At 67.9% G+C, this 18,823-nt stretch carries 21 protein-coding genes; 15 read left to right on the top strand and 6 right to left on the bottom strand.

All coding sequences use genetic code 11. The features are described from left to right. Window positions 1-15 precede the first annotated feature (15 nt). From panD to KV203_RS17785, 6 genes are all read left to right on the top strand, one after another. Complete coding sequence (gene panD / locus KV203_RS17810) at window positions 16-435, top strand: aspartate 1-decarboxylase (protein ID WP_066469510.1); 420 nt, start codon at window positions 16-18, stop codon at window positions 433-435. Beyond that, window positions 435-1,238 carry a type III pantothenate kinase gene (locus tag KV203_RS17805; RefSeq protein ID WP_066469512.1) on the top strand — a complete coding sequence of 268 codons (804 nt, stop codon included), beginning with the start codon at window positions 435-437 and terminating at the stop codon, window positions 1,236-1,238. Before panD ends, KV203_RS17805 begins: the two co-directional genes overlap by 1 nt. Before the next feature lie 142 nt (window positions 1,239-1,380). Further along, window positions 1,381-1,815, top strand: coding sequence for a rhodanese-like domain-containing protein (locus KV203_RS17800; RefSeq protein ID WP_066469514.1), 435 nt, complete (start codon window positions 1,381-1,383; stop codon window positions 1,813-1,815). 60 nt (window positions 1,816-1,875) lie between these two features. Then, window positions 1,876-3,381 (top strand): lysine--tRNA ligase, encoded by a 1,506-nt coding sequence (gene lysS, locus KV203_RS17795; protein ID WP_066469516.1) that lies wholly within the window; start codon window positions 1,876-1,878, stop codon window positions 3,379-3,381. Between the two features lie 119 nt (window positions 3,382-3,500). Continuing rightward, the gene (locus KV203_RS17790; protein ID WP_066469517.1) at window positions 3,501-3,860 is read left to right on the top strand and encodes a histone-like nucleoid-structuring protein Lsr2; all 360 of its coding nucleotides are present in this window, start codon (window positions 3,501-3,503) and stop codon (window positions 3,858-3,860) included. Between the two features lie 302 nt (window positions 3,861-4,162). Next, window positions 4,163-6,706 carry an ATP-dependent Clp protease ATP-binding subunit gene (locus tag KV203_RS17785; protein WP_066469518.1) on the top strand — a complete coding sequence of 848 codons (2,544 nt, stop codon included), beginning with the start codon at window positions 4,163-4,165 and terminating at the stop codon, window positions 6,704-6,706. Window positions 6,707-6,794: 88 nt separating this feature from the next. On the opposite strand, the gene KV203_RS17780 is transcribed toward KV203_RS17785, so the two are convergent. Continuing rightward, the gene (locus tag KV203_RS17780) at window positions 6,795-7,109 is read right to left on the bottom strand and encodes an antibiotic biosynthesis monooxygenase family protein (RefSeq protein ID WP_066469519.1); all 315 of its coding nucleotides are present in this window, start codon (window positions 7,107-7,109) and stop codon (window positions 6,795-6,797) included. A 41-nt stretch (window positions 7,110-7,150) separates the two neighbouring features. Here KV203_RS17780 and KV203_RS17775 point away from each other — a divergent pair, with 41 nt between their 5' ends. Beyond that, window positions 7,151-7,930, top strand: a complete 780-nt coding sequence (locus KV203_RS17775; protein WP_066469648.1) for an alpha/beta fold hydrolase — start codon at window positions 7,151-7,153, stop codon at window positions 7,928-7,930. On the opposite strand, the gene KV203_RS19825 is transcribed toward KV203_RS17775, so the two are convergent. Beyond that, window positions 7,895-8,110 carry an anthrone oxygenase family protein gene (locus tag KV203_RS19825; protein WP_343228057.1) on the bottom strand — a complete coding sequence of 72 codons (216 nt, stop codon included), beginning with the start codon at window positions 8,108-8,110 and terminating at the stop codon, window positions 7,895-7,897. The genes KV203_RS17775 and KV203_RS19825 overlap by 36 nt on opposite strands. 288 nt (window positions 8,111-8,398) lie before the next feature. After that, entirely contained in the window at window positions 8,399-9,340 is a 942-nt protein-coding gene (locus tag KV203_RS17765; protein WP_246600210.1) for an HhH-GPD family protein, read from the bottom strand. A gap of 40 nt (window positions 9,341-9,380) precedes the next feature. On the opposite strand from KV203_RS17765, the gene KV203_RS17760 reads away from it, so the two are divergent. Continuing rightward, a complete protein-coding gene (locus KV203_RS17760; RefSeq protein ID WP_066469649.1) occupies window positions 9,381-10,004 on the top strand; it encodes a carbonic anhydrase in 624 nt (207 codons plus the stop codon). Between the two features lie 72 nt (window positions 10,005-10,076). Beyond that, window positions 10,077-10,958 carry a hypothetical protein gene (locus tag KV203_RS17755; protein ID WP_083529986.1) on the top strand — a complete coding sequence of 294 codons (882 nt, stop codon included), beginning with the start codon at window positions 10,077-10,079 and terminating at the stop codon, window positions 10,956-10,958. 28 nt (window positions 10,959-10,986) lie between these two features. Here the strand turns inward: KV203_RS17755 and disA are convergent, their stop codons facing one another. The 3 genes from disA to KV203_RS17740 are packed head-to-tail and all read right to left on the bottom strand — an operon-like array spanning window position 10,987 to window position 14,179. Next, complete coding sequence (gene disA, locus KV203_RS17750) at window positions 10,987-12,069, bottom strand: DNA integrity scanning diadenylate cyclase DisA (RefSeq protein WP_066469521.1); 1,083 nt, start codon at window positions 12,067-12,069, stop codon at window positions 10,987-10,989. Between the two features lie 44 nt (window positions 12,070-12,113). Then, window positions 12,114-13,472 (bottom strand): DNA repair protein RadA, encoded by a 1,359-nt coding sequence (gene radA, locus KV203_RS17745; protein ID WP_066469528.1) that lies wholly within the window; start codon window positions 13,470-13,472, stop codon window positions 12,114-12,116. Window positions 13,473-13,531: 59 nt separating this feature from the next. Further along, entirely contained in the window at window positions 13,532-14,179 is a 648-nt protein-coding gene (locus KV203_RS17740; RefSeq protein WP_083529999.1) for a copper chaperone PCu(A)C domain-containing protein, read from the bottom strand. A gap of 281 nt (window positions 14,180-14,460) precedes the next feature. Between KV203_RS17740 and carD the strand changes: the two genes are divergently transcribed. From carD to KV203_RS17710, 6 genes are read left to right on the top strand one after another with little or no spacing between them, the layout of a single operon-like run. Continuing rightward, window positions 14,461-14,949 (top strand): RNA polymerase-binding transcription factor CarD, encoded by a 489-nt coding sequence (carD, locus tag KV203_RS17735; RefSeq protein WP_066469535.1) that lies wholly within the window; start codon window positions 14,461-14,463, stop codon window positions 14,947-14,949. Between the two features lie 27 nt (window positions 14,950-14,976). Beyond that, the gene (ispD, locus tag KV203_RS17730; RefSeq protein ID WP_066469651.1) at window positions 14,977-15,636 is read left to right on the top strand and encodes a 2-C-methyl-D-erythritol 4-phosphate cytidylyltransferase; all 660 of its coding nucleotides are present in this window, start codon (window positions 14,977-14,979) and stop codon (window positions 15,634-15,636) included. Next, complete coding sequence (ispF, locus tag KV203_RS17725; RefSeq protein WP_066469540.1) at window positions 15,633-16,142, top strand: 2-C-methyl-D-erythritol 2,4-cyclodiphosphate synthase; 510 nt, start codon at window positions 15,633-15,635, stop codon at window positions 16,140-16,142. The genes ispD and ispF overlap by 4 nt, the downstream gene beginning before the upstream one ends. Window positions 16,143-16,153: 11 nt before the next feature. After that, on the top strand, window positions 16,154-17,545 hold the full coding sequence (gene cysS, locus KV203_RS17720) for a cysteine--tRNA ligase (protein WP_066469542.1): 1,392 nt from the start codon (window positions 16,154-16,156) through the stop codon (window positions 17,543-17,545). Continuing rightward, window positions 17,535-18,497 (top strand): 23S rRNA (guanosine(2251)-2'-O)-methyltransferase RlmB, encoded by a 963-nt coding sequence (gene rlmB / locus KV203_RS17715; protein ID WP_066469544.1) that lies wholly within the window; start codon window positions 17,535-17,537, stop codon window positions 18,495-18,497. The genes cysS and rlmB overlap by 11 nt, the downstream gene beginning before the upstream one ends. A gap of 51 nt (window positions 18,498-18,548) precedes the next feature. Beyond that, the gene (locus KV203_RS17710; RefSeq protein ID WP_246600209.1) at window positions 18,549-18,812 is read left to right on the top strand and encodes a DUF4190 domain-containing protein; all 264 of its coding nucleotides are present in this window, start codon (window positions 18,549-18,551) and stop codon (window positions 18,810-18,812) included. Window positions 18,813-18,823: the final 11 nt, after the last annotated feature.

The following is an 18,823-nucleotide window of genomic DNA, read 5'->3' as shown; positions in this document are numbered from 1 at the left end:
CGGAAAGGGACAGCGATGTACCGCACCATGATGAAGTCGAAGATCCACCGCGCGACGGTGACCCATGCGGACCTGCATTACGTCGGTTCGGTGACGGTGGATCAGGATCTGTTGGACGCGGCGGACCTGTTGGAAGGCGAACAGGTGGCGATCGTCGACATCACCAACGGCGCCCGGCTGGAGACCTATGTGATCGCCGGCGAACGTGGTTCCGGAGTGATCGGGATCAACGGAGCCGCAGCGCATCTGGTGCATCCGGGGGATCTGGTGATCCTGATCGCCTACGCGATGTTGGACGCGGCCGAACTCGCTGCGTACCAGCCGCGGGTGGTATTCGTCGACGAACACAACGTGGCGGTCGAGGCGGGTGCCGACCCGGCATACGCTCCCGCCGGTTCCGGGTTGCGCAACCCGCGCGGGCTGGCTGTCGTCTAGTGCTGCTCGCGATCGACGTGCGGACCACCAAGGTGGTCCTCGGTCTGTTCGCCGGTAGTGCCGAACACGCTGAGCTGGTACAGGTCTGGCGGATGCCGACCGACCCGCGGACGACCGCGGACGAGCTCGCGATGCACATCCGCGGTCTGCTCGGCAGCTATGTCGAGCAGGTGGCCGGGATCGTGGCGCTGTCCACCGTACCGCCGGTGCTGCACGAACTGCGGTACATGCTCGCCCGGTACTGGGACCAGGTGCCCGGCGTGCTGATCGAGCCCGGCGTCCGCACCGGGATGCCGCTGCTGGTGGACAATCCCAAGGAGGTCGGTGCCGACCGGATCGTCAACGGGCTGGCCGCTTTCCAGCTCTATCGCGGCCCGGCCGTCGTGGTCGACTTCGGCGCGGCCACCTGCCTGGATCTGGTGTCGGCGAAAGGCGAATTCCTCGGTGGGGTGATCGCGCCCGGGGTCGAGCTGTCGATGGAGGCGTTGGTCACCGGGGCGGCGCTGCGCCGGGTGGAGCTTGCTCGGCCGCGGTCGGTGCTCGGCAAGAACTCGACCGAATGTATGCAGTCCGGTGCCGTGTTCGGCTTCGCCGGCCTGATCGACGGGCTGGTCGACCGCGTCCGCGACGAGTTCGAGGAGTTCGCCGGCAAGGATGTCGCCGTCGTCGCGACCGGGGACAAGGCCGGGCTGATCGTTCCCGAATCCGAGACGGTCGAGCACCACGAGCCGAACCTCACCCTGCACGGACTGCGGTTGGTCTACGAGCGCAATCGGGACAAGGCCCGGCTCCGGCGGTCGTGAGCTCGATGCAGTTCGCCGATGCAATTCACTGCTATGCTCGGCCCGTGCGCCGGCTGATGACGTTCCAGGAGTGTTGTCGCGGCTGACCCCTGCCTGGGGACTTCCGCCCTCTCCTGTCGAACATCTCACCCGGAGCGACATCATGTCTGTTTCCCTGCGTTCTCGTATCTCCCCGGCCCCCGCCCTGGCTCGTTCCCCGCGACTGCGCGGTGTCCAACTGCCGCAAGCGCTTCGGCGCGGCGCGATCTTGGTCGACATCCGTTCGCAGGCGCAACGGAGCCGTCAAGGGGCGTTGCCCGGGGCCCTGGCCATCGAGGCGGATCTGCTGGTGTCGCGGTGTGATCCGGCCGGTTCGGCGCGACTCCGGCTGGCCACCGACCACGCGGTCGCCTGGGTCGTGATCTGCGCCGACGGCGGCGACTCGCCGCGCGCCGCGGCGGCATTGCGTGCGCTGGGACTACACCGGGCCACCGATCTGATCGGTGGTTACCGCGGCCTCCGTGCCGCCGGTTTGCTCGATGTCGCTACCGGCCAACCACATTTCGTCCGTGAGCTGGTGGGGCTCGCCGGAGTCTGACCTGGCGAATTGTTGGCCGCAGGTAAGGATCTCTTCGGCCCGTCAGTAGGCTGACCGGTTGTGACCGACAACCCAGAAACTGCCGACACGCCCGAGCAGGTCCGGGTTCGCCGGGCGAAACGGGAGCGCCTCCTCGCCGAGGGCGTGGATCCGTACCCGGTGACCATTCCCCGAACCCATTCGTTGGCCGAGATCCGAGCGAAATACGAAGGCCTGGCGCCGGATACCGATACCGGTGCGGTGGTCGGCGTCGCCGGTCGGGTGATCTTCCTGCGGAACACCGGCAAACTGTGTTTCGCCACGTTACAGGCTGGTGACGGCACCCAGCTGCAGGCGATGATCGGTCTTGCCGGCGTCGGCGACGCGGCGCTGGCCGCCTGGAAGACCGACGTCGACCTGGCCGACATCGTCTACTTACACGGCAAGGTGATCAGCTCCCGGCGCGGCGAACTGAGTGTGCTGGCAGATAGCTGGGAATTTGCCTCGAAGGCGTTGCGGCCGTTGCCGGTCGCCCATAAGGAAATGAACGACGAGTCGCGGGTCCGGCAGCGTTATGTCGACCTGATCGTGCGTCCGGAGGCGCGGCAGGTCGCGCGTACCCGGGTGTCGGTGGTGCGCGCGGTGCGCGGTGCGCTGGAACGGCGGGGGTTTCTCGAGGTCGAGACGCCGATGTTGCAGACGCTGCCCGGCGGTGCTGCCGCTCGGCCGTTCGTCACGCATTCGAACGCGCTCGATATCGAGCTATATCTGCGTATTGCGCCGGAACTGTTCCTGAAGCGGTGTGTGGTCGGCGGAATCGAGAAGGTGTTCGAGATCAATCGGAACTTCCGCAACGAGGGGATCGACTCCACGCACTCGCCGGAATTCTCCATGCTGGAGACATATCAGGCATACGGTACGTACGACGACTCGGCTCGCATGATGAACCAGTTGGTCCAGGAAGTCGCCGAAGAAGCGCTCGGTACCCAGATCGTGCCGCTCGCAGACGGCAGCGAATACGACCTTCGCGGCGAATGGACAACGGTTCGGATGTATCCGTCGTTGTCGGAGTCGCTGGGTGTCGAGGTGACACCGCAGACGTCGGTCGCCGAATTGCGCCGGCTCGCCGAGCGGGTCGGTCTGGAAATCCCCGACGGTAAAGGCTACGGCCATGGGAAGTTGGTCGAGGAACTCTGGGAACATGCTTACGCCGAGCAGCTGCACGCGCCCACATTCGTGCGCGACTTTCCGGTGGAGACCTCCCCGTTGACCCGGCAGCACCGCAGCGAGCCCGGGGTGGTGGAGAAGTGGGATCTGTATGTGCGCGGCTTCGAATTGGCGACCGGCTATTCGGAATTGGTCGACCCGGTGGTGCAGCGCGAGCGTTTCGTCGACCAGGCCCGGCTGGCGCTGGCCGGCGACGACGAAGCGATGGCGCTGGACGAGGACTTCCTGGTCGCAATGGAACACGGCATGCCGCCGACGACCGGCACGGGCATGGGAATCGACCGGCTGCTGATTGCGCTCACCGGATTGGGAATCCGGGATACGGTGCTCTTTCCAATTGTTCGGCCGCGCGCGCGTTGAGCGGCGTTCGCCACAAGTTTTAATCGGCTGGGTTGGAAATAGTCCGATCCGGGGTACGCTGTCGACGAGTAATCGACCGCGGAGGGAGCGGTCGGATTTTCCGAAGGGACGCTTACCCGATGGCTAAGAAGGTCACCGTCACGCTCATCGACGACGTGGACGGCGAGGCCGCCGCCGACGAAACGGTCGAGTTCGGGCTGGACGGCGTTTCGTACGAGATCGACCTGTCTGCGTCCAATGCCGCGAAGCTGCGTGACGAACTCGATACCTGGGTGTCCAGCGCGCGCAAGGTGAGTGGCCGGCGGCGGGCGCGGGTGACGCCGGCCGCTCAGGTAACGGGCAAGAGTGGTCGCGCCGTCGTCGATCGGGAACAGAGCGCCGCTATTCGGGAGTGGGCCCGGCGGAATGGCCACAAGGTTTCCGCCCGTGGCCGGATCTCGGCCGAAATCGCCGACGCCTACAACAAGGCGAAGGCGTAGCGCGCTCGGCTTTTGCGGGATCGCTCGGGTCCACCGACGAGACGAGCGTTCGCCCGTGCTTGCCGAGCTGTTCGCTCGTAGCTGACTTCGATCGGAACGAAACCGTCGACCGGCGCGTTGTCCACCCATGAGCGCGAGGTGCCCGCAAGACTGGGGTGCGATCCGACGGGCGGGTGCTGGGGCCACTAGAGTGGTTCGAAGCGATCATGGATTCCCGGCGGCCACCTCGCGGCTTTGCACAGCTTGTTCGGCCCATGGGCCAGGTGCTCGGCGCGAGCCGGAGCAGGAAGTGAGGAAGAGCGATGTTCGAGAGGTTCACCGACCGCGCACGTCGAGTCGTCGTCCTGGCCCAAGAAGAGGCCCGGATGCTCAACCACAACTACATCGGTACCGAGCACATCCTGCTGGGCCTGATCCACGAGGGCGAAGGGGTTGCTGCGAAGTCGCTGGAATCGCTCGGGATCTCCTTGGAGGGTGTGCGGAGTCAGGTCGAGGAGATCATCGGCCAGGGGCAGCAGGCGCCGTCCGGGCACATCCCGTTCACCCCGCGGGCCAAGAAGGTGCTGGAGCTGAGCCTGCGTGAGGCGTTGCAGCTCGGGCACAACTACATCGGTACCGAGCACATCCTGCTCGGTCTGATCCGCGAGGGTGAGGGAGTAGCCGCGCAGGTACTGGTGAAGCTGGGCGCAGACCTGAATCGGGTGCGCCAACAGGTGATCCAGCTGCTGTCCGGCTATCAGGGCAAGGAGCCCGCCGAAGCCGGCGCCCGCGGCGAGTCCGGGACGCCGTCCACCTCGCTGGTGCTCGATCAGTTCGGCCGCAACCTGACCCAGGCGGCGCTGGAAGGCAAGCTCGATCCGGTGATCGGCCGCGCCAAGGAGATCGAGCGGGTGATGCAGGTGCTGTCCCGGCGCACCAAGAACAATCCGGTGCTGATCGGCGAGCCCGGCGTCGGCAAGACCGCGGTGGTCGAGGGTCTGGCGCAGGCCATCGTCAACGGTGAGGTGCCGGAAACGCTGAAGGACAAGCAGCTCTACACCCTCGATCTCGGTTCGCTGGTGGCCGGCAGCCGCTACCGCGGTGATTTCGAGGAGCGGCTGAAGAAGGTCCTCAAGGAGATCAACACCCGCGGCGACATCATCCTGTTCATCGACGAGCTGCACACGTTGGTCGGTGCGGGCGCGGCCGAGGGTGCGATCGATGCGGCGAGCATCCTCAAGCCCAAGCTGGCCCGTGGCGAATTGCAGACCATCGGTGCGACCACGCTGGACGAATATCGCAAGTACATCGAGAAGGACGCCGCCCTGGAGCGCCGGTTCCAGCCGGTGCAGGTCGGTGAGCCGACGGTCGAGCACACGATCAATATCCTCAAGGGCCTGCGCGATCGGTACGAGGCGCATCATCGGGTCTCGATCACCGACGGCGCGCTGGTCGCCGCCGCGACGCTGGCCGACCGGTACATCAACGATCGGTTCCTGCCGGACAAGGCGATCGACCTGATCGACGAAGCCGGCGCCCGCATGCGGATTCGCCGGATGACCGCACCGCCGGACCTGCGTGAGTTCGACGACAAGATCGCCGATGCGCGCCGGGAGAAGGAGTCGGCGATCGACGCCCAGGACTTCGAGAAGGCGGCCTCGCTGCGGGACAAGGAGAAGCAGCTCGTCGTCGAACGCTCGGAGCGGGAGAAGCAATGGCGGGCCGGCGACCTGGACGTGGTTGCCGAAGTCGACGACGAGCAGATCGCCGAGGTGCTGGCCAACTGGACCGGGATTCCGGTGTTCAAGCTCACCGAAGAGGAAACCACCCGGTTGCTCCGGATGGAGGACGAGCTCCACAAGCGGATCATCGGGCAGGAAGATGCGGTCAAGGCCGTGTCGAAGGCGATCCGTCGTACCCGCGCCGGCCTGAAGGATCCGCGTCGCCCGTCCGGCTCGTTCATCTTCGCCGGGCCGTCCGGCGTCGGGAAGACCGAGCTGTCCAAGGCGTTGGCGAACTTCCTGTTCGGCGAGGACGACGCGCTCATCCAGATCGATATGGGCGAGTTCCACGATCGGTTCACCGCGTCCCGGCTGTTCGGTGCCCCACCCGGGTACGTCGGCTACGAAGAGGGCGGTCAGCTCACCGAGAAGGTGCGCCGCAAGCCGTTCTCCGTCGTTCTCTTCGACGAGATCGAGAAGGCGCATCAGGAGATCTACAACACCCTGCTGCAGGTGCTCGAGGACGGGCGGTTGACCGACGGCCAAGGTCGTACGGTGGACTTCAAGAACACCGTATTGATCTTCACCTCGAACCTGGGCACCTCGGATATCTCGAAGGCGGTCGGCCTCGGCTTCTCGTCGCAGAGCGAAGGCAGCAACTACGAGCGGATGAAGCAGAAGGTCAACGACGAGCTGAAGAAACATTTCCGGCCGGAGTTCCTGAACCGGATCGACGATGTGATCGTCTTCCACCAGCTCACCAGCGATCAGATCGTCCAGATGGTCGACCTGATGATCGGCCGGGTGGAGAAGCAGCTGAAGAGCAAGGACATGTCGCTCGAGCTGACCGACCGGGCGAAGAGCCTGCTCGCCAAGCGCGGCTTCGATCCGGTGCTCGGTGCTCGACCGTTGCGGCGGACCATCCAGCGCGAGATCGAAGATCAGTTGTCGGAGAAGATCTTGTTCAACGAGATCGGTCCGGGGCAGGTCGTGCTGGTCGACGTCGACGGTTGGGACGGCGAGGGCTCCGGTGACGATGCCAAGTTCACCTTCACCGGCAAGGCCCGGCTGACCAAGGGGAACACGGACAAGACGCTGGTCTCCGCGGGTGCTGCGGACGGCGGCGCGGCGGCCGAGAGCGAGTAGTCGCAAACAGAGAACGGCCCGGGTCGCAGCTGCGACCCGGGCCGTTCTCTGTTGTCTCGTCGCGGGTTGTGTCGTCGCCGGGTTCCGGTCAGGGGGTCTCGCCGCCGGCGACCTCCAACACCACCTCGAATTCCAGCAGGCTGGCCCCGGTGGCGACCGGCTGGCGTTGCTGCCCGGCGTGGGCAGTTCGGGCTGGGCCGTCGCGCCAGGCGGCAAACGATTCTTCGGAGTCCCACTCGGTGACGACGAAGTAGCGGTTCTCGCCGGCCACCGGTCGGAGCAGCTGGAACCCGCGGAAGCCGGGTGAATCCTGCACCGCGTGGGCCCGCTGGGCGAACCGCTTTTCCAGCTCCGCACCGGCGCCGTCGGGGATCTCGATCGCATTGATTTTCACCACAGCCATAGCAGGCACAGTACCGACCGGAACCGCTACCGTCGGTGGTGATGCTGCACGACGAGGGTGGTTCCGGCAGACCCGTGGTGCTGTTGCACGGCCTGATGGGGAGTGCGGCGACGTGGTCGGCGCACGTCGGTTGGTTCCGTCGGTACGGCCACGTGTACACCTTCGATGCGGCCGGACACGGTCGCCCGGCCCCGGCCCGACCGATCACCGAGGAGTTCGTCGCCGATCTGGCGGCCGCCTTGGCGCCGCTGACCGAACCGGCGGTGGTGATCGGCCATTCGATGGGTGCCCTGCACGGCTGGATGTTCGCCGCCGCTTATCCGAGTCGGGTCAGCGGGCTGGTCGTCGAAGACATGGCACCGGATTTCGGCGGCCGCACGGCCGACGACTGGGCAGCAACGATCGCCGGCTGGCCGCGCTTCGCCACCGCGGCCGATGTGCTGGACTTCTTCGGTCCGATCGCCGGACCGTACTTTCTGGCCGCGCTGCGACCTACCGCGGACGGCTACCGATTACACGGCCCGTTGGCGACCTTCGTCGCGATCGCAGCGGAATGGGGTACCCGGGATTTCTGGCCCCAATGGGCCGCGGTCCGTTGTCCGGCCCTGCTGATCGAGGCCGAACACACCGTCACGCCGACCGGACAGATGCAACGGATGGCGGCCCGCCCGGCCACCGACTACGTACGGGTCGTGGGCGCCGGGCACCTCGTACACGACGAACGCCCGGCCGAGTATCGCGCGGCGGTCGGGGCATTCCTGGATCGGCTCGGCCGCAGATCGTCATCACGTTCCCGGATACCGGGCGCCGACCAGCAGTAATGCCGAGCCGAGCAGCGGTGCGATCGTGCGGACATGATTCCACGCGGTCCACGAGTCGGCGTAGCGCTGCCACTCTCGCGCGGCGTCGGCCGCGGTGAGCATCCCCGGGTCGATCACGGCCAGCGCATTGTTCAACGGGACGTTGAACGCGATCGTGACCACGGCCGCGACCGAGATCAGGATCGCGCCCGCCAGCAGGTATCCGCTGCCCGGCTCGGACGCCTCGGCGAGCGGCGCGTACGCCGACCACCGAGGCGAGCAGTGTCGAGCCGAAGAGCAGTATCAGCAGTGCCGCATTCCGTTCGGCTTCGGCGTTGATTCCGCGCATCGCCGTGATTGCCGCGGCCGGTCCGGTTCGGTCCAGGCCACGCAGCACGAACGAGGAGAAGGCGTAGAACAGGCCCCCGACGGCGGCGCCGCAGATGACCGTTGCGGTGACGAGCGTCGTCGGGTGGTCGTTCATGCGATCTATTCGACCGCGTCCCGACCGGACGAACCATCGTCGAGGATCCGGGATATCTGTTCGTTCGTCCGAGAGGTGGTCGGCAACCGGAATCGACCGTTCCCGGCCGGTTCGATCAACCCGTCCTGCAGCAGCGAATCGAGTGCCCGATTCCGCTGCCCGGGATCGTTCGGCCAGACCAGGTCCAGTCGGTTCCGCTCGACCGGATCCGGGTCGTCCCGCAATACCGCCAGCAGCAGTCCACGTACCTGACGGTCGGTGCCGGCGTAGCGCTGGGCGCGCCGCTTCGGGCCGGACGCTGTCGGTTTGCCAGCGGACCGCCATGCGCACCGGGTCAGCGGGCACCGCGCGCACGCGGGATTGCGGGCGGTGCAGACGGTGGCGCCCAACTCCATCAGCGCGGCGGAAAAGACCGCGGCTGTGGGTGGGTCGGCCGGTAACAGCACCTCGACGTCCGCCAGGTCACGTCGCGCCGCCGGCGCCGCGTCGGCCCGGCCGTGCACGGCACGGGCGATCACCCGGCGGACGTTGGTGTCGACCACCGGTACCCGCCGCCCGTAGGCGAAGCAGGCGACCGCCCGGGCGGTGTAGTCGCCGATCCCGGGCAGGGTGAGCAGCACGTCCACCTCGGCCGGTACCCGGTCGGCGTGCTCGGTCGCCAGGATCTCGGCGCACTCGTGCAGCCGCAGCGCTCGTCGCGGGTAGCCCAGCCGGCCCCACGCCCGTAATACTTCGGCCGGCGTACTCGCGGCCATCGCCGACGGCCGCGGCCACTGCGTTACCCACTCGGCCCAGATCGGGGCCACTCGGGCGACCGGGGTCTGCTGCAGCATCACCTCGCTGAGCAGGATCGGCCAGCCGGCGGTGCCCGGCGCGCGCCACGGCAGGTCCCGGGCGTTGCGGCGGTACCAGTCCGTCAGCGTGACGATATCCACATCGGCGTCCACATCCGCACGGTAGCCAGCCGCCGCGATGGACAATGAACCCATGCCGAACTCGAACCCGATCAGTGCTTGGAAGTCGCTGCGCGAGGGGAACGCGCGTTTCGTGAGCGGCGAGCAGGTCCATCCCAGCCAGGGCGTCGCCGACCGCGCCATGCTGGTCGGTGGGCAGCATCCGACCGCTGTGCTGTTCGGTTGCGGTGATTCCCGCGTGGCGGCCGAACTGATCTTCGATCAGGGTTTGGGCGACATGTTCGTGGTCCGAACGGCCGGTCACGTCGTGGATTCGTCGGTGCTGGGCTCGATCGAGTACGCCGTCGGCATCCTCGACACGCCGTTGATCGTGGTGTTGGGACACGATGGATGCGGTGCGGTGCGTGCGACCCTGGACGCGCTGGACGACGGCGATGTCCCGGGTGGCTTCGTTCGGAGCATCGTGGAGCGAGTGATGCCGTCGGTGCTGATGGGACGCAGTGAGGGCCTGCAGACCGTCGACGAACTGGAAGCCCGGCACGTGATCGAGACGGCGCGGCTGTTGGTGCAGCGCTCGCAGGTGATCAATGAGCGGGTTGCCGCCGGCCGGTGCGCGATCGCCTGTGTCACCTACACCCTGTCCGACGGTCGGATCCGTGTCCAAGAGATCATCGGAAACCTCGGTGAAGCGGTCTGAGTCTGACACTTAAAACCGACACGCCGGTCCGAGGTCAGCCGCAGTCACCAGCTCTGGGCCTAACGTGAAAGCGTGTTGGAACCAAGCGGACCGTTGCCGCGGGAGATCTACTGGCGGCGGCGCGTAGCGGCAGTCGCTGCGGCGGTCGCGGTTTTGTTGCTTTCGTTTTGGGCGTACTCGAGCGTAAGTCGGGACAACGACTCGTCGGGCGACGCGGCTGCTGCTGGATCGAACTCCAGCAGCACTTTCCCGTCGGCGCCGCCCGGCGCTGCGGGTACCGGAGGCGGTGTTCAGACCGGAGGTAACTCCGGTGGTGACGGCGGCTCGGGTGCCGGCGGCTCCGGAGTGTCCGGTGGTGGAACCGGTGGCCCGGTCACCGGTGGCGGTACCGGCGGTGGTTCGTCGAGCGGCGGATCATCCGGTGGCGGTTCTTCGTCCGGTGGCGGCACCGGCACCGTCACCGGGGGCGGCACCGGGGGCTCGTCGTCCGGCGGCGGCTCGTCCGCCGGTGGTGGCCACAACGGGAGCTTCCCGCTGAATCAGGCTTCCGCGTCGACCGGGACACAGTGTCCGGACACCTCGCTCGCGGTCAAGGCCACCATCGAGCAGCCGACCTTCCAGTCCGGTGACGAGCCGGTGTTCGGGGTCGTGATCACGAACATCTCGACCACGTCCTGCTCTCGCGACCTCGGTGCGGGCCTGCTGCAAGTGCTGGTCTACAGCTTGGACGGGCAGCAGCGGTTGTGGTCGAACTCGGACTGCTTCCCCTCGACGACGTCGGACATTCGCACGCTCGGCCCCGGCCAGCAGGCAGCGTTCACGGTCACCTGGTCGGCCGCGACATCGAAGCCGAACTGCGAGGGTGAGCGCACACCGGTCTCCGCCGGCGCCTACACCGTGGTCGCTCAGCTCGGTGCGCTGCGCAGCACACCGGAACCGTTCAACATCGCCTGATCTCCGAACATGAGCATCTCCGGGCCGGTCAGTCGAACGGCCCGGAGATGCTTGCTTCGGCAAGCCGCGACAATGCCTCGCGGATCGGACGGGCCCAGGTGGTGCCGATCCCGGGCACGCGCTCCAGGTCGGCTGCGGTCGCCGCGAGCAAGCCCTGGAGTGTGCCGAAAGCGGTTACCAGGTCGTGAATCCGGCTGAACTGTAGCTGCGGAACCCGGGTCAGCACCCGGTAACCGCGCGGGGTCATCGACAGCTCCAGGCCCTCGATGGTGGCCGGATAGCCGAGGATGGCGGCGATGGTGGTCAGATCCAGCAGATCGACGTCGGAGGCATCCTCGAGTGCCAGCAGTGCTGAGTTCACGGCAATCGTGGTCGGCGCGGCGGGGGCTGCGAGGTAATCCCGGACGATCAGCTTGCGCGCATGCTCGTTGTCGCCGACCAGTTCCTCCAGCTGCAACGCCAGTTGGCGGCCGTCGGTGCCGAGTTCGAGCACGTCCTCGTCGATCTCGGTAGAGATCCGGCGGACCATTTCGAGTCGCTGCACCACGGTGGCGGCGTCGCGCAGGGTCACACTGTCCTCGATCTCGACGATCGACAGCTGCCGGGTGACCGCATCCAGCCGCGCCTTGTATCGCTCCAGGGTGGCCACCGCCTGGTTGGCCCGGGAAAGAATGGTCGGCGAGCCGGCCAGTACGTGCCGCTGGCCGCCCACGTAGACGCTGACGATGCTCATCGACTGACTGACCGAGACAACCGGATACCCGGTTTCGATCGCGGTCCGTTCCGCTGCCCGGTGCCGTGTGCCCGATTCCACCGTCGGGATGGATGGGTCCGGGACCAGCTGGACGTTGGCCCGGACGATCCGCTTCCCGTCGGTCGAGAGCACGACGGCGCCATCCATCTTGGACAGCTCACGCAGCCGGGTCGGCGCAAACTCGACATCGAGCTCGAAGCCGCCGTCGCAGAGTCGTTCGACCTGCTCATCGTGCCCGAGCACGATCAAACCACCGGTCCGGCCGCGGAGGATTCGCTCCAGCCCTTCGCGCAGTTCGGTGCCCGGGGCCAGCCGAGCGACCGCCGACCGCACGGTCGCCGGCATCGGATCTTGCATCGCGTGAACTCCGTTCCCCCGCATCCCTCGGGTGGTCAGCCTACTCAGCGGCGCTGCACGACAGCTATCGCGTCGGCGACGGTCGAAATCTCGGTCACACGTATCCCGGCGGGTACCGGTCCGGGATTCGGCGGGACCAACGCGTGCTCGAAACCGAGTCGCTGTGCCTCGCTCAGCCGGCGACCCAGACCGGTCACCCGCCGCACTTCGCCGGCCAGACCTACTTCGCCCAAGGCGACCGTCGGGCGAATTTCGGTGTTCTGTGCCGCGGTGGCGATCGCGACCGCGAGGGCGAGATCGGCGGCCGGTTCGGTGACCCGCATGCCGCCGACCGTAGCCGCGTACACCTCGCGTTGACCGAGTGTGATCTTGCATCGGCTGTCCAGCACCGCAACCACCATCGCGACCCGGCTGGCGTCCAGGCCGCTGACCGACCGGCGGGGCATCGGCGCCTGGGTCGGCACCACCAGCGCCTGCAGTTCGCCGAGCAATGGGCGCTTGCCGTCCATCACCACGGTGATCGCAGTGCCGGCCACCGGCGCGGTGTGGTGGTGCAGGAACAGCCCGGAGGGATCCGACACGCCGACGATCCCGTCATCGCGCAGCTCGAAACAGCCCACCTCGTCGGCCGCGCCGAAGCGGTTCTTGATTCCGCGGACCAGCCGGAGGGTCGAATGTCGGTCACCCTCGAAGTGCAGGACCACGTCCACCAGGTGCTCCAACGACCGCGGCCCGGCGACCGCGCCGTCCTTCGTCACATGTCCGACGACCAGCACCGCGATCCCGGTGGCTTTGGCGAACGAGGTCAGCGCGGCGGTGACCGCCCGGACCTGGGTGACCCCGCCGCGCACGCCGTCGACGTCGGTCGCGTAGATCGTCTGTACCGAGTCGACGACCAGAAGCGACGGTCGGACCTGTTCGGCATGGCTCAGCACCACGGCCAGGTCGGACTCGGCTGCCAGATAGATCCGGTCGTGCAACGCGCCGGTCCGGTCCGCCCGCAGCCGGACCTGCTGGGCCGATTCCTCACCCGTGACGTAGAGCGCGCGATCGTCCGCGCTGCGTTGCGCCCAGCGGTGCACGACGTCGAGCAGCAGGGTGGATTTGCCGACGCCGGGCTCGCCGGCCAGAAGAACCACCGAGCCGGCCACGATGCCGCCGCCGAGTACCCGGTCCAGTTCGCTCGACCCGGTGGATTTTGCGACTGCCGTCCGGGCGTCGATCCGGGTGATCGCCGTTGCCGGAGTGCTGGTCAGCCGCAGCGCGAGACCGCTGGTGGCGGCACGGGGCGTCGGATCATCGGCGATCGAGCCCCAGGCAGCGCAGTCCGGGCACCGGCCGAGCCACTTGGCCGCCTCGTGCCCGCAGGCCGAACACTGGTAGACCGACTTCGGTTTTGCCACGCGGGCAGCCTAGGCCGAGCCACCGACACGACCGGTCCGGCGCGGCCGAGCAGTGCCGGCTAGTGGCCGCCGCCCTCGGCCGACTCGCCCGAGGCTGCCGAATCGTGCCGTTCCATTTCGGTCCCGGCGTCGATCGGTACCTGCATGTCGACACTGCCGGCCCGCTCGAACTCGAACGTCACCGGAACCACCAGGCCGGGCTGCAGATCGCTCTTCAGTCCGCTGATCTCCACCAGGATGGGCTCGGTGGCCGAATCCGCCGCCGTCGTCTCGTCTGCCGCCGCGGCCGTCTCGCTCGTCTCCGCCGGCTTCGCCGACTCGTCGGTAGCCGCCTCCGGGCCGGCCGCGACCAGAACTCGCTGCGGCGGGATCACGGCGCGACTCTGTGGGGTGATGGTCACGGTGCCGGCATCGCTGGAGATCTTGGTGATCTTGTCGGCCGCTTCGGCGCTGTCGTTGACCGCGGCGAAGGCCAGCGCTGCCTTGCCGCCCTTGGTGTTGGTGTAGGTGGCGGCGTCCGGAAACAGCACCCGGACGTTGCGCAATGCCACCGACCCCACGTTCGCGCTGGCGCCGTTCACCGCTGCGGCCTGTTCGGCGGTCTGCGACACCTGGCCGGCGCCGCAGCCGGTGAGGGTGAGAGCCGCGCCGACCGCAACGGCCCCTGCGGTGACGGCACGGCGATTGATCGCGCTCACGGCAGTCACGGTTTCCTCCATCGAGTCGTTCGCCCGCCGGGAATCCGGCTGCGGTCCACTAGGGAGAGTAGTAGTTCCGCGCACGCGGTACGACCGAACCGTGCCGGGCTACCCGGAAAAGGTTCGATTCACACCTTTGCGCGGGGTGTTCGAGCAACCCTGAACAGCACGAATCCATGCCTCTGTCAAGTTTTCCGGTGATCCGAATTGGGGCCCCTGACCTGCGCACTTGATCCCACCGTTATCTGGTCGCGTGATACGATCAGGCCATCGAAAGGGGCACGGGACACATGATTTTCAAAGTCGGCGACACCGTCGTCTACCCCCATCACGGAGCGGCGCTGATCGAGGCAATCGAAACCCGAACGATCCGAGGCGAACAGAAAGAATACCTGGTTCTGAAGGTCGCCCAGGGCGACCTGACTGTTCGCGTTCCTGCCGAGAATGCCGAGTATGTCGGAGTTCGCGATGTGGTCGGACAGGAAGGCCTGGATCGGGTATTCCAGGTTCTTCGTGCGCCGCACACCGAAGAGCCGACCAACTGGTCGCGCCGATACAAGGCCAACCTGGAGAAGCTCGCTTCCGGTGATGTGAACAAGGTCGCCGAGGTCGTGCGTGACCTCTGGCGGCGCGAGCAGGATCGTGGCTTGTCGGCCGGCGAGAAGCGGATGCTCGCGAAGGCTCGGCAGATCCTGGTCGGTGAGCTGGCGCTGGCCGAGGGCACCGACGACGTGAAGGCCTCGACCATCTTGGACGAGGTTCTCGCAGCGGCGTCCTGAGTGGAGTTCGGTAACGACGGCGGCAACATGGTTGTCGCCGTCGTTCCAGCTGGGGGGCGTGGCGTGCGGTTGGGCGCCGAGTGCCCGAAGGCGCTGGTCCCGTTGGGCGGACGGCCGATGTTGCGCCTGACCGTAGACAGTTTGATCGAATCGGGGGAGATCGATCAAGTGGTGGTGGCTGTTCCCGCCGCAGAACGAGATGCGGTGACCGCCTGGCTTCCCGCCGCGGTCGAAGTTGTGGCCGGCGGTGCCGAGCGGATCGACTCGGTGCGTGCGGCCCTGGGTGCGGTCGAATCCGCCGAATACGTTCTCGTGCACGACGCCGCTCGTGCACTCACCCCGCCCGCCTTGATCGCCCGGATCGTCGCGGAGCTGCGGAACGGGTCCGACGCGGTGGTGCCGGTGCTCCCGCTCGTCGACACGGTGAAGGCGGTCGATCCGCTCGGACGGGTCGTCGGAACGCCGGATCGAGCGCGGTTGCGTGCCGTGCAGACGCCGCAGGGATTCCGTGCCGAGCTGTTGCGTCGGGCCTACGCCGCGGACGTCGGCGACGCCGTCGTGACCGACGACGCCGGTCTGGTCGAGCGGCTCGGCGTGCCGGTCCACACCGTCGACGGCGACCCGTTGGCATTCAAAATCACCACGCCGCTGGACCTTCGCCTGGCGCAGGCGCTGGTAGCCGGATGACCGGTGGATATCGCGTCGGTATCGGCACCGACGTCCATCCGATCGAGGCCGGTCGGCCGTGCTGGCTGGTCGGGTTGTTGTTCCCGGAGGCGGACGGGTGCGCCGGCCATTCCGACGGGGACGTCGGGGTGCACGCGCTGTGCGACGCCCTGCTGTCCGCGGCGGGACTCGGTGACGTCGGAGCGGTGTTCGGCACCGACCGCCCGGAGTGGGCCGGCGCGAGCGGCGTCACGATGCTCGCCGAGGTGCGGCGACTGGTCGATGCCGCCGGTTTCGAGATCGGGAATGCCGCAGTCCAGGTGATCGGGAACCGACCGCGGATCGGTCCGCGTCGGGCCGAGGCCGAGGCCGAGCTCGGTCGGGTGCTGAATGCGCCGGTATCGGTCTCGGCGACCACCACCGACGGTTTGGGACTGACCGGGCGCGGGGAGGGCGTGGCGGCGGTCGCCACCGCGCTCCTGGCCGATCGGCATCAGGCTGGATCGGACCGGTCGGTCGGGGGGTAGGATCGCCCGTCGTGACGCTGCGACTATTCGACACCGGGACGCGAACCGTCCGGGAATTCGCGCCGTTGGTGCCCGGTCACGCGTCGATCTACCTGTGCGGCGCAACCGTACAGGGCAGTCCGCACATCGGGCATCTGCGCAGCGGCATCGCTTTCGACATTTTGCGCCGCTGGCTGTCCGCGCACGACAACGACGTGGCCTTTGTGCGCAACGTCACCGACATCGACGACAAGATCCTGCACAAGGCCGCCGAAGCCGGCCGGCCGTGGTGGGAGTGGGCCGCGACCCACGAGCGGGCCTTCGACTCCGCCTACCGGTTGCTCGGCGTGCTCCCGCCGTCGGTCGAGCCGCGAGCGACCGGACATGTCACCCAGATGGTCTGCCTGATCGAGCGGCTGATCGAGCGGGGGCATGCCTACCCGGCGGACGGCAACGTCTATTTCGACGTGTCGAGCGACCCGCAGTACGGCGTGCTGTCCGGGCACCGACTCGACGACGTGCATCAGGGTGAGAGCGTCGGCCTCGGCAAGCGGGATCCGCGCGACTTCACCCTGTGGAAGGCGGCGAAGCCGGGTGAACCGTCGTGGCCGACACCCTGGGGGCCAGGTCGGCCGGGTTGGCATGTGGAATGCACCGCGATGGCGGAGACCTATCTCGGCGCCGAGTTCGACATCCATTGCGGCGGCCTGGACCTGTTGTTCCCGCACCACGAGAACGAGCTTGCGCAGGCGCGCGGAGCGGGCGACGGTTTCGCCCGCTATTGGCTGCACAACGGCTGGGTGACCCTCTCCGGCGAGAAGATGTCCAAGTCGCTGGGCAACGTGGCGATGCTGCCGAGCGTGCTGCTGTCGGTCCGGCCGGTCGAGCTGCGGTTCTACCTGGGCAGTGCGCACTATCGCTCGATGTTGGAGTACTCAGCGGGGTCGTTGCAGGCCGCGGCCGCGTCGTACCGGGGTTTGGAGGCCTTCGTCCGGCGGGCCCGGGATCGGGCCGGCGACGTCCCGATCGGTAAGTGGACCGACGCGTTCGCCGAGGCGATGGACGACGACCTGGCAGTTCCGCGGGCGCTGGCGGAGATCCACCGGGTCGTCCACGAGGGAAACAGATCGTTGGAGAGCGGCCTGGTGGAAAGCGCCGACGCGCTGGCCGGCCAGGTTCGCGCGATGCTGGCTGTGCTCGGCGTCGATCCGTTGGATCCGCAATGGGACGACGCCGCGGACACGTCGTCGGCGGCGCTCGAGGCCTTGGACGTCGTGGTGCGCGCTGAACTGGAGCGTCGGGCCCAGGCCCGAGCGGACCGGAACTGGGCCGCCGCCGACGAGGTACGCGACCGGCTGGCCGCCGCGGGCATCTCGATCACCGATACGCCGGACGGCCCGAGGTGGGAACTCGATGGCCGGTAATTCGCATCGGCGCGGCGCGGTCCGCAAGACCGGCAGCAAGAAGGGGCAGGTGGTGGGCTCCGGCGGGCAACGCCGTCGGGCCCTGGAGGGCCGCGGTGCCACCCCGCCGGCCGAACAACGGGTAAACCATCCGGCGGCCAAGCGGGCGCGAGCTGCGGCCAAGGCCGGCAAGCCGAGCAAGCCGGCCCCGTCGCGTCGGCCCGACGACGGTCCCGAGTGGGTGCTCGGCCGCAACCCGACCGTGGAGTGCCTGCGAGCCGGGGTGCCGGCGACTGCGCTGTACGTAGCGGTGGGTACGGCGAACGACGAGCGGCTCACCGAGAGCGTGCAGCTGGCGGCGAACGCCGGCGTGGCGATCCTGGAGGTGCCGCGCGCCGAGCTGGATCGGTTGAGCGCCAACGGCCTGCATCAGGGCGTCGCGTTGCAGGTGCCGCCGTATCGGTACGCCTACCCGGACGACCTGCTGGCCCGGGCGCGTAGCGCCGGCGAGCCGGCGCTGCTGGTCGCGCTGGACAACATCACCGACCCGCGCAACCTCGGCGCCGTGGTGCGCTCGACCGCGGCGTTCGGCGGGCACGGGGTGCTGATCCCGCAGCGGCGCAGCGCGAGCGTGACGGCGGTGGCGTGGCGGACCAGCGCCGGCGCGGCGGCTCGGCTACCGGTGGCGCGAGCGACCAACCTGACCCGTACCCTGCGGGATTGGGCGGCGGCCGGACCGCAGGTGGTCGGTTTGGACGCCGGCGGCGACACCGCGCTCGACGACTTCGACGGCACCGGGCCCACGGTGGTGGTGGTGGGCTCCGAGGGCAAGGGCCTGTCCCGGCTGGTTCGGGAGCAGTGCGACCTCGTGCTCGGCATTCCGATGGCCGGCCCGGTGGAGTCGCTGAATGCCTCGGTCGCGGCCGGGGTGGTCCTGGCCGATATCGCCCGGCAGCGTCGCCGCGCCCGCTGACCGGGCGGTCGGTGGCTGCTGCGGGCACCGGGCCGCCGGTATATTCGGGATGTGACACTCGCCGGAACGGTCGAACATCCCCGCGCGACGACGGTTCTGGTGCTGGGCGTCGTCGGTTTGCTGTGTTGTGGGTTGTGCGGTCCGATCGCTTGGGTGTTGGGGCGCCGGACGCTCAACGAGATCGAGCGTTCCGGTGGCGCGTACGGCGGTAGCTCCCAAGTCAGAATCGGCTACGTCCTCGGCATCATCACCACGGTGTTCATGGTGTGCGCAGTTCTCCTCTGGTTGCTGCTGATCCTCGACAGCTTGCACTAGCACCGAACGAA

It is taken from the genome of Skermania piniformis, assembly GCF_019285775.1.
Lineage (GTDB): Bacteria > Actinomycetota > Actinomycetes > Mycobacteriales > Mycobacteriaceae > Skermania > Skermania pinensis.
This window is presented reverse-complemented; position numbering and strand designations above follow the sequence as displayed.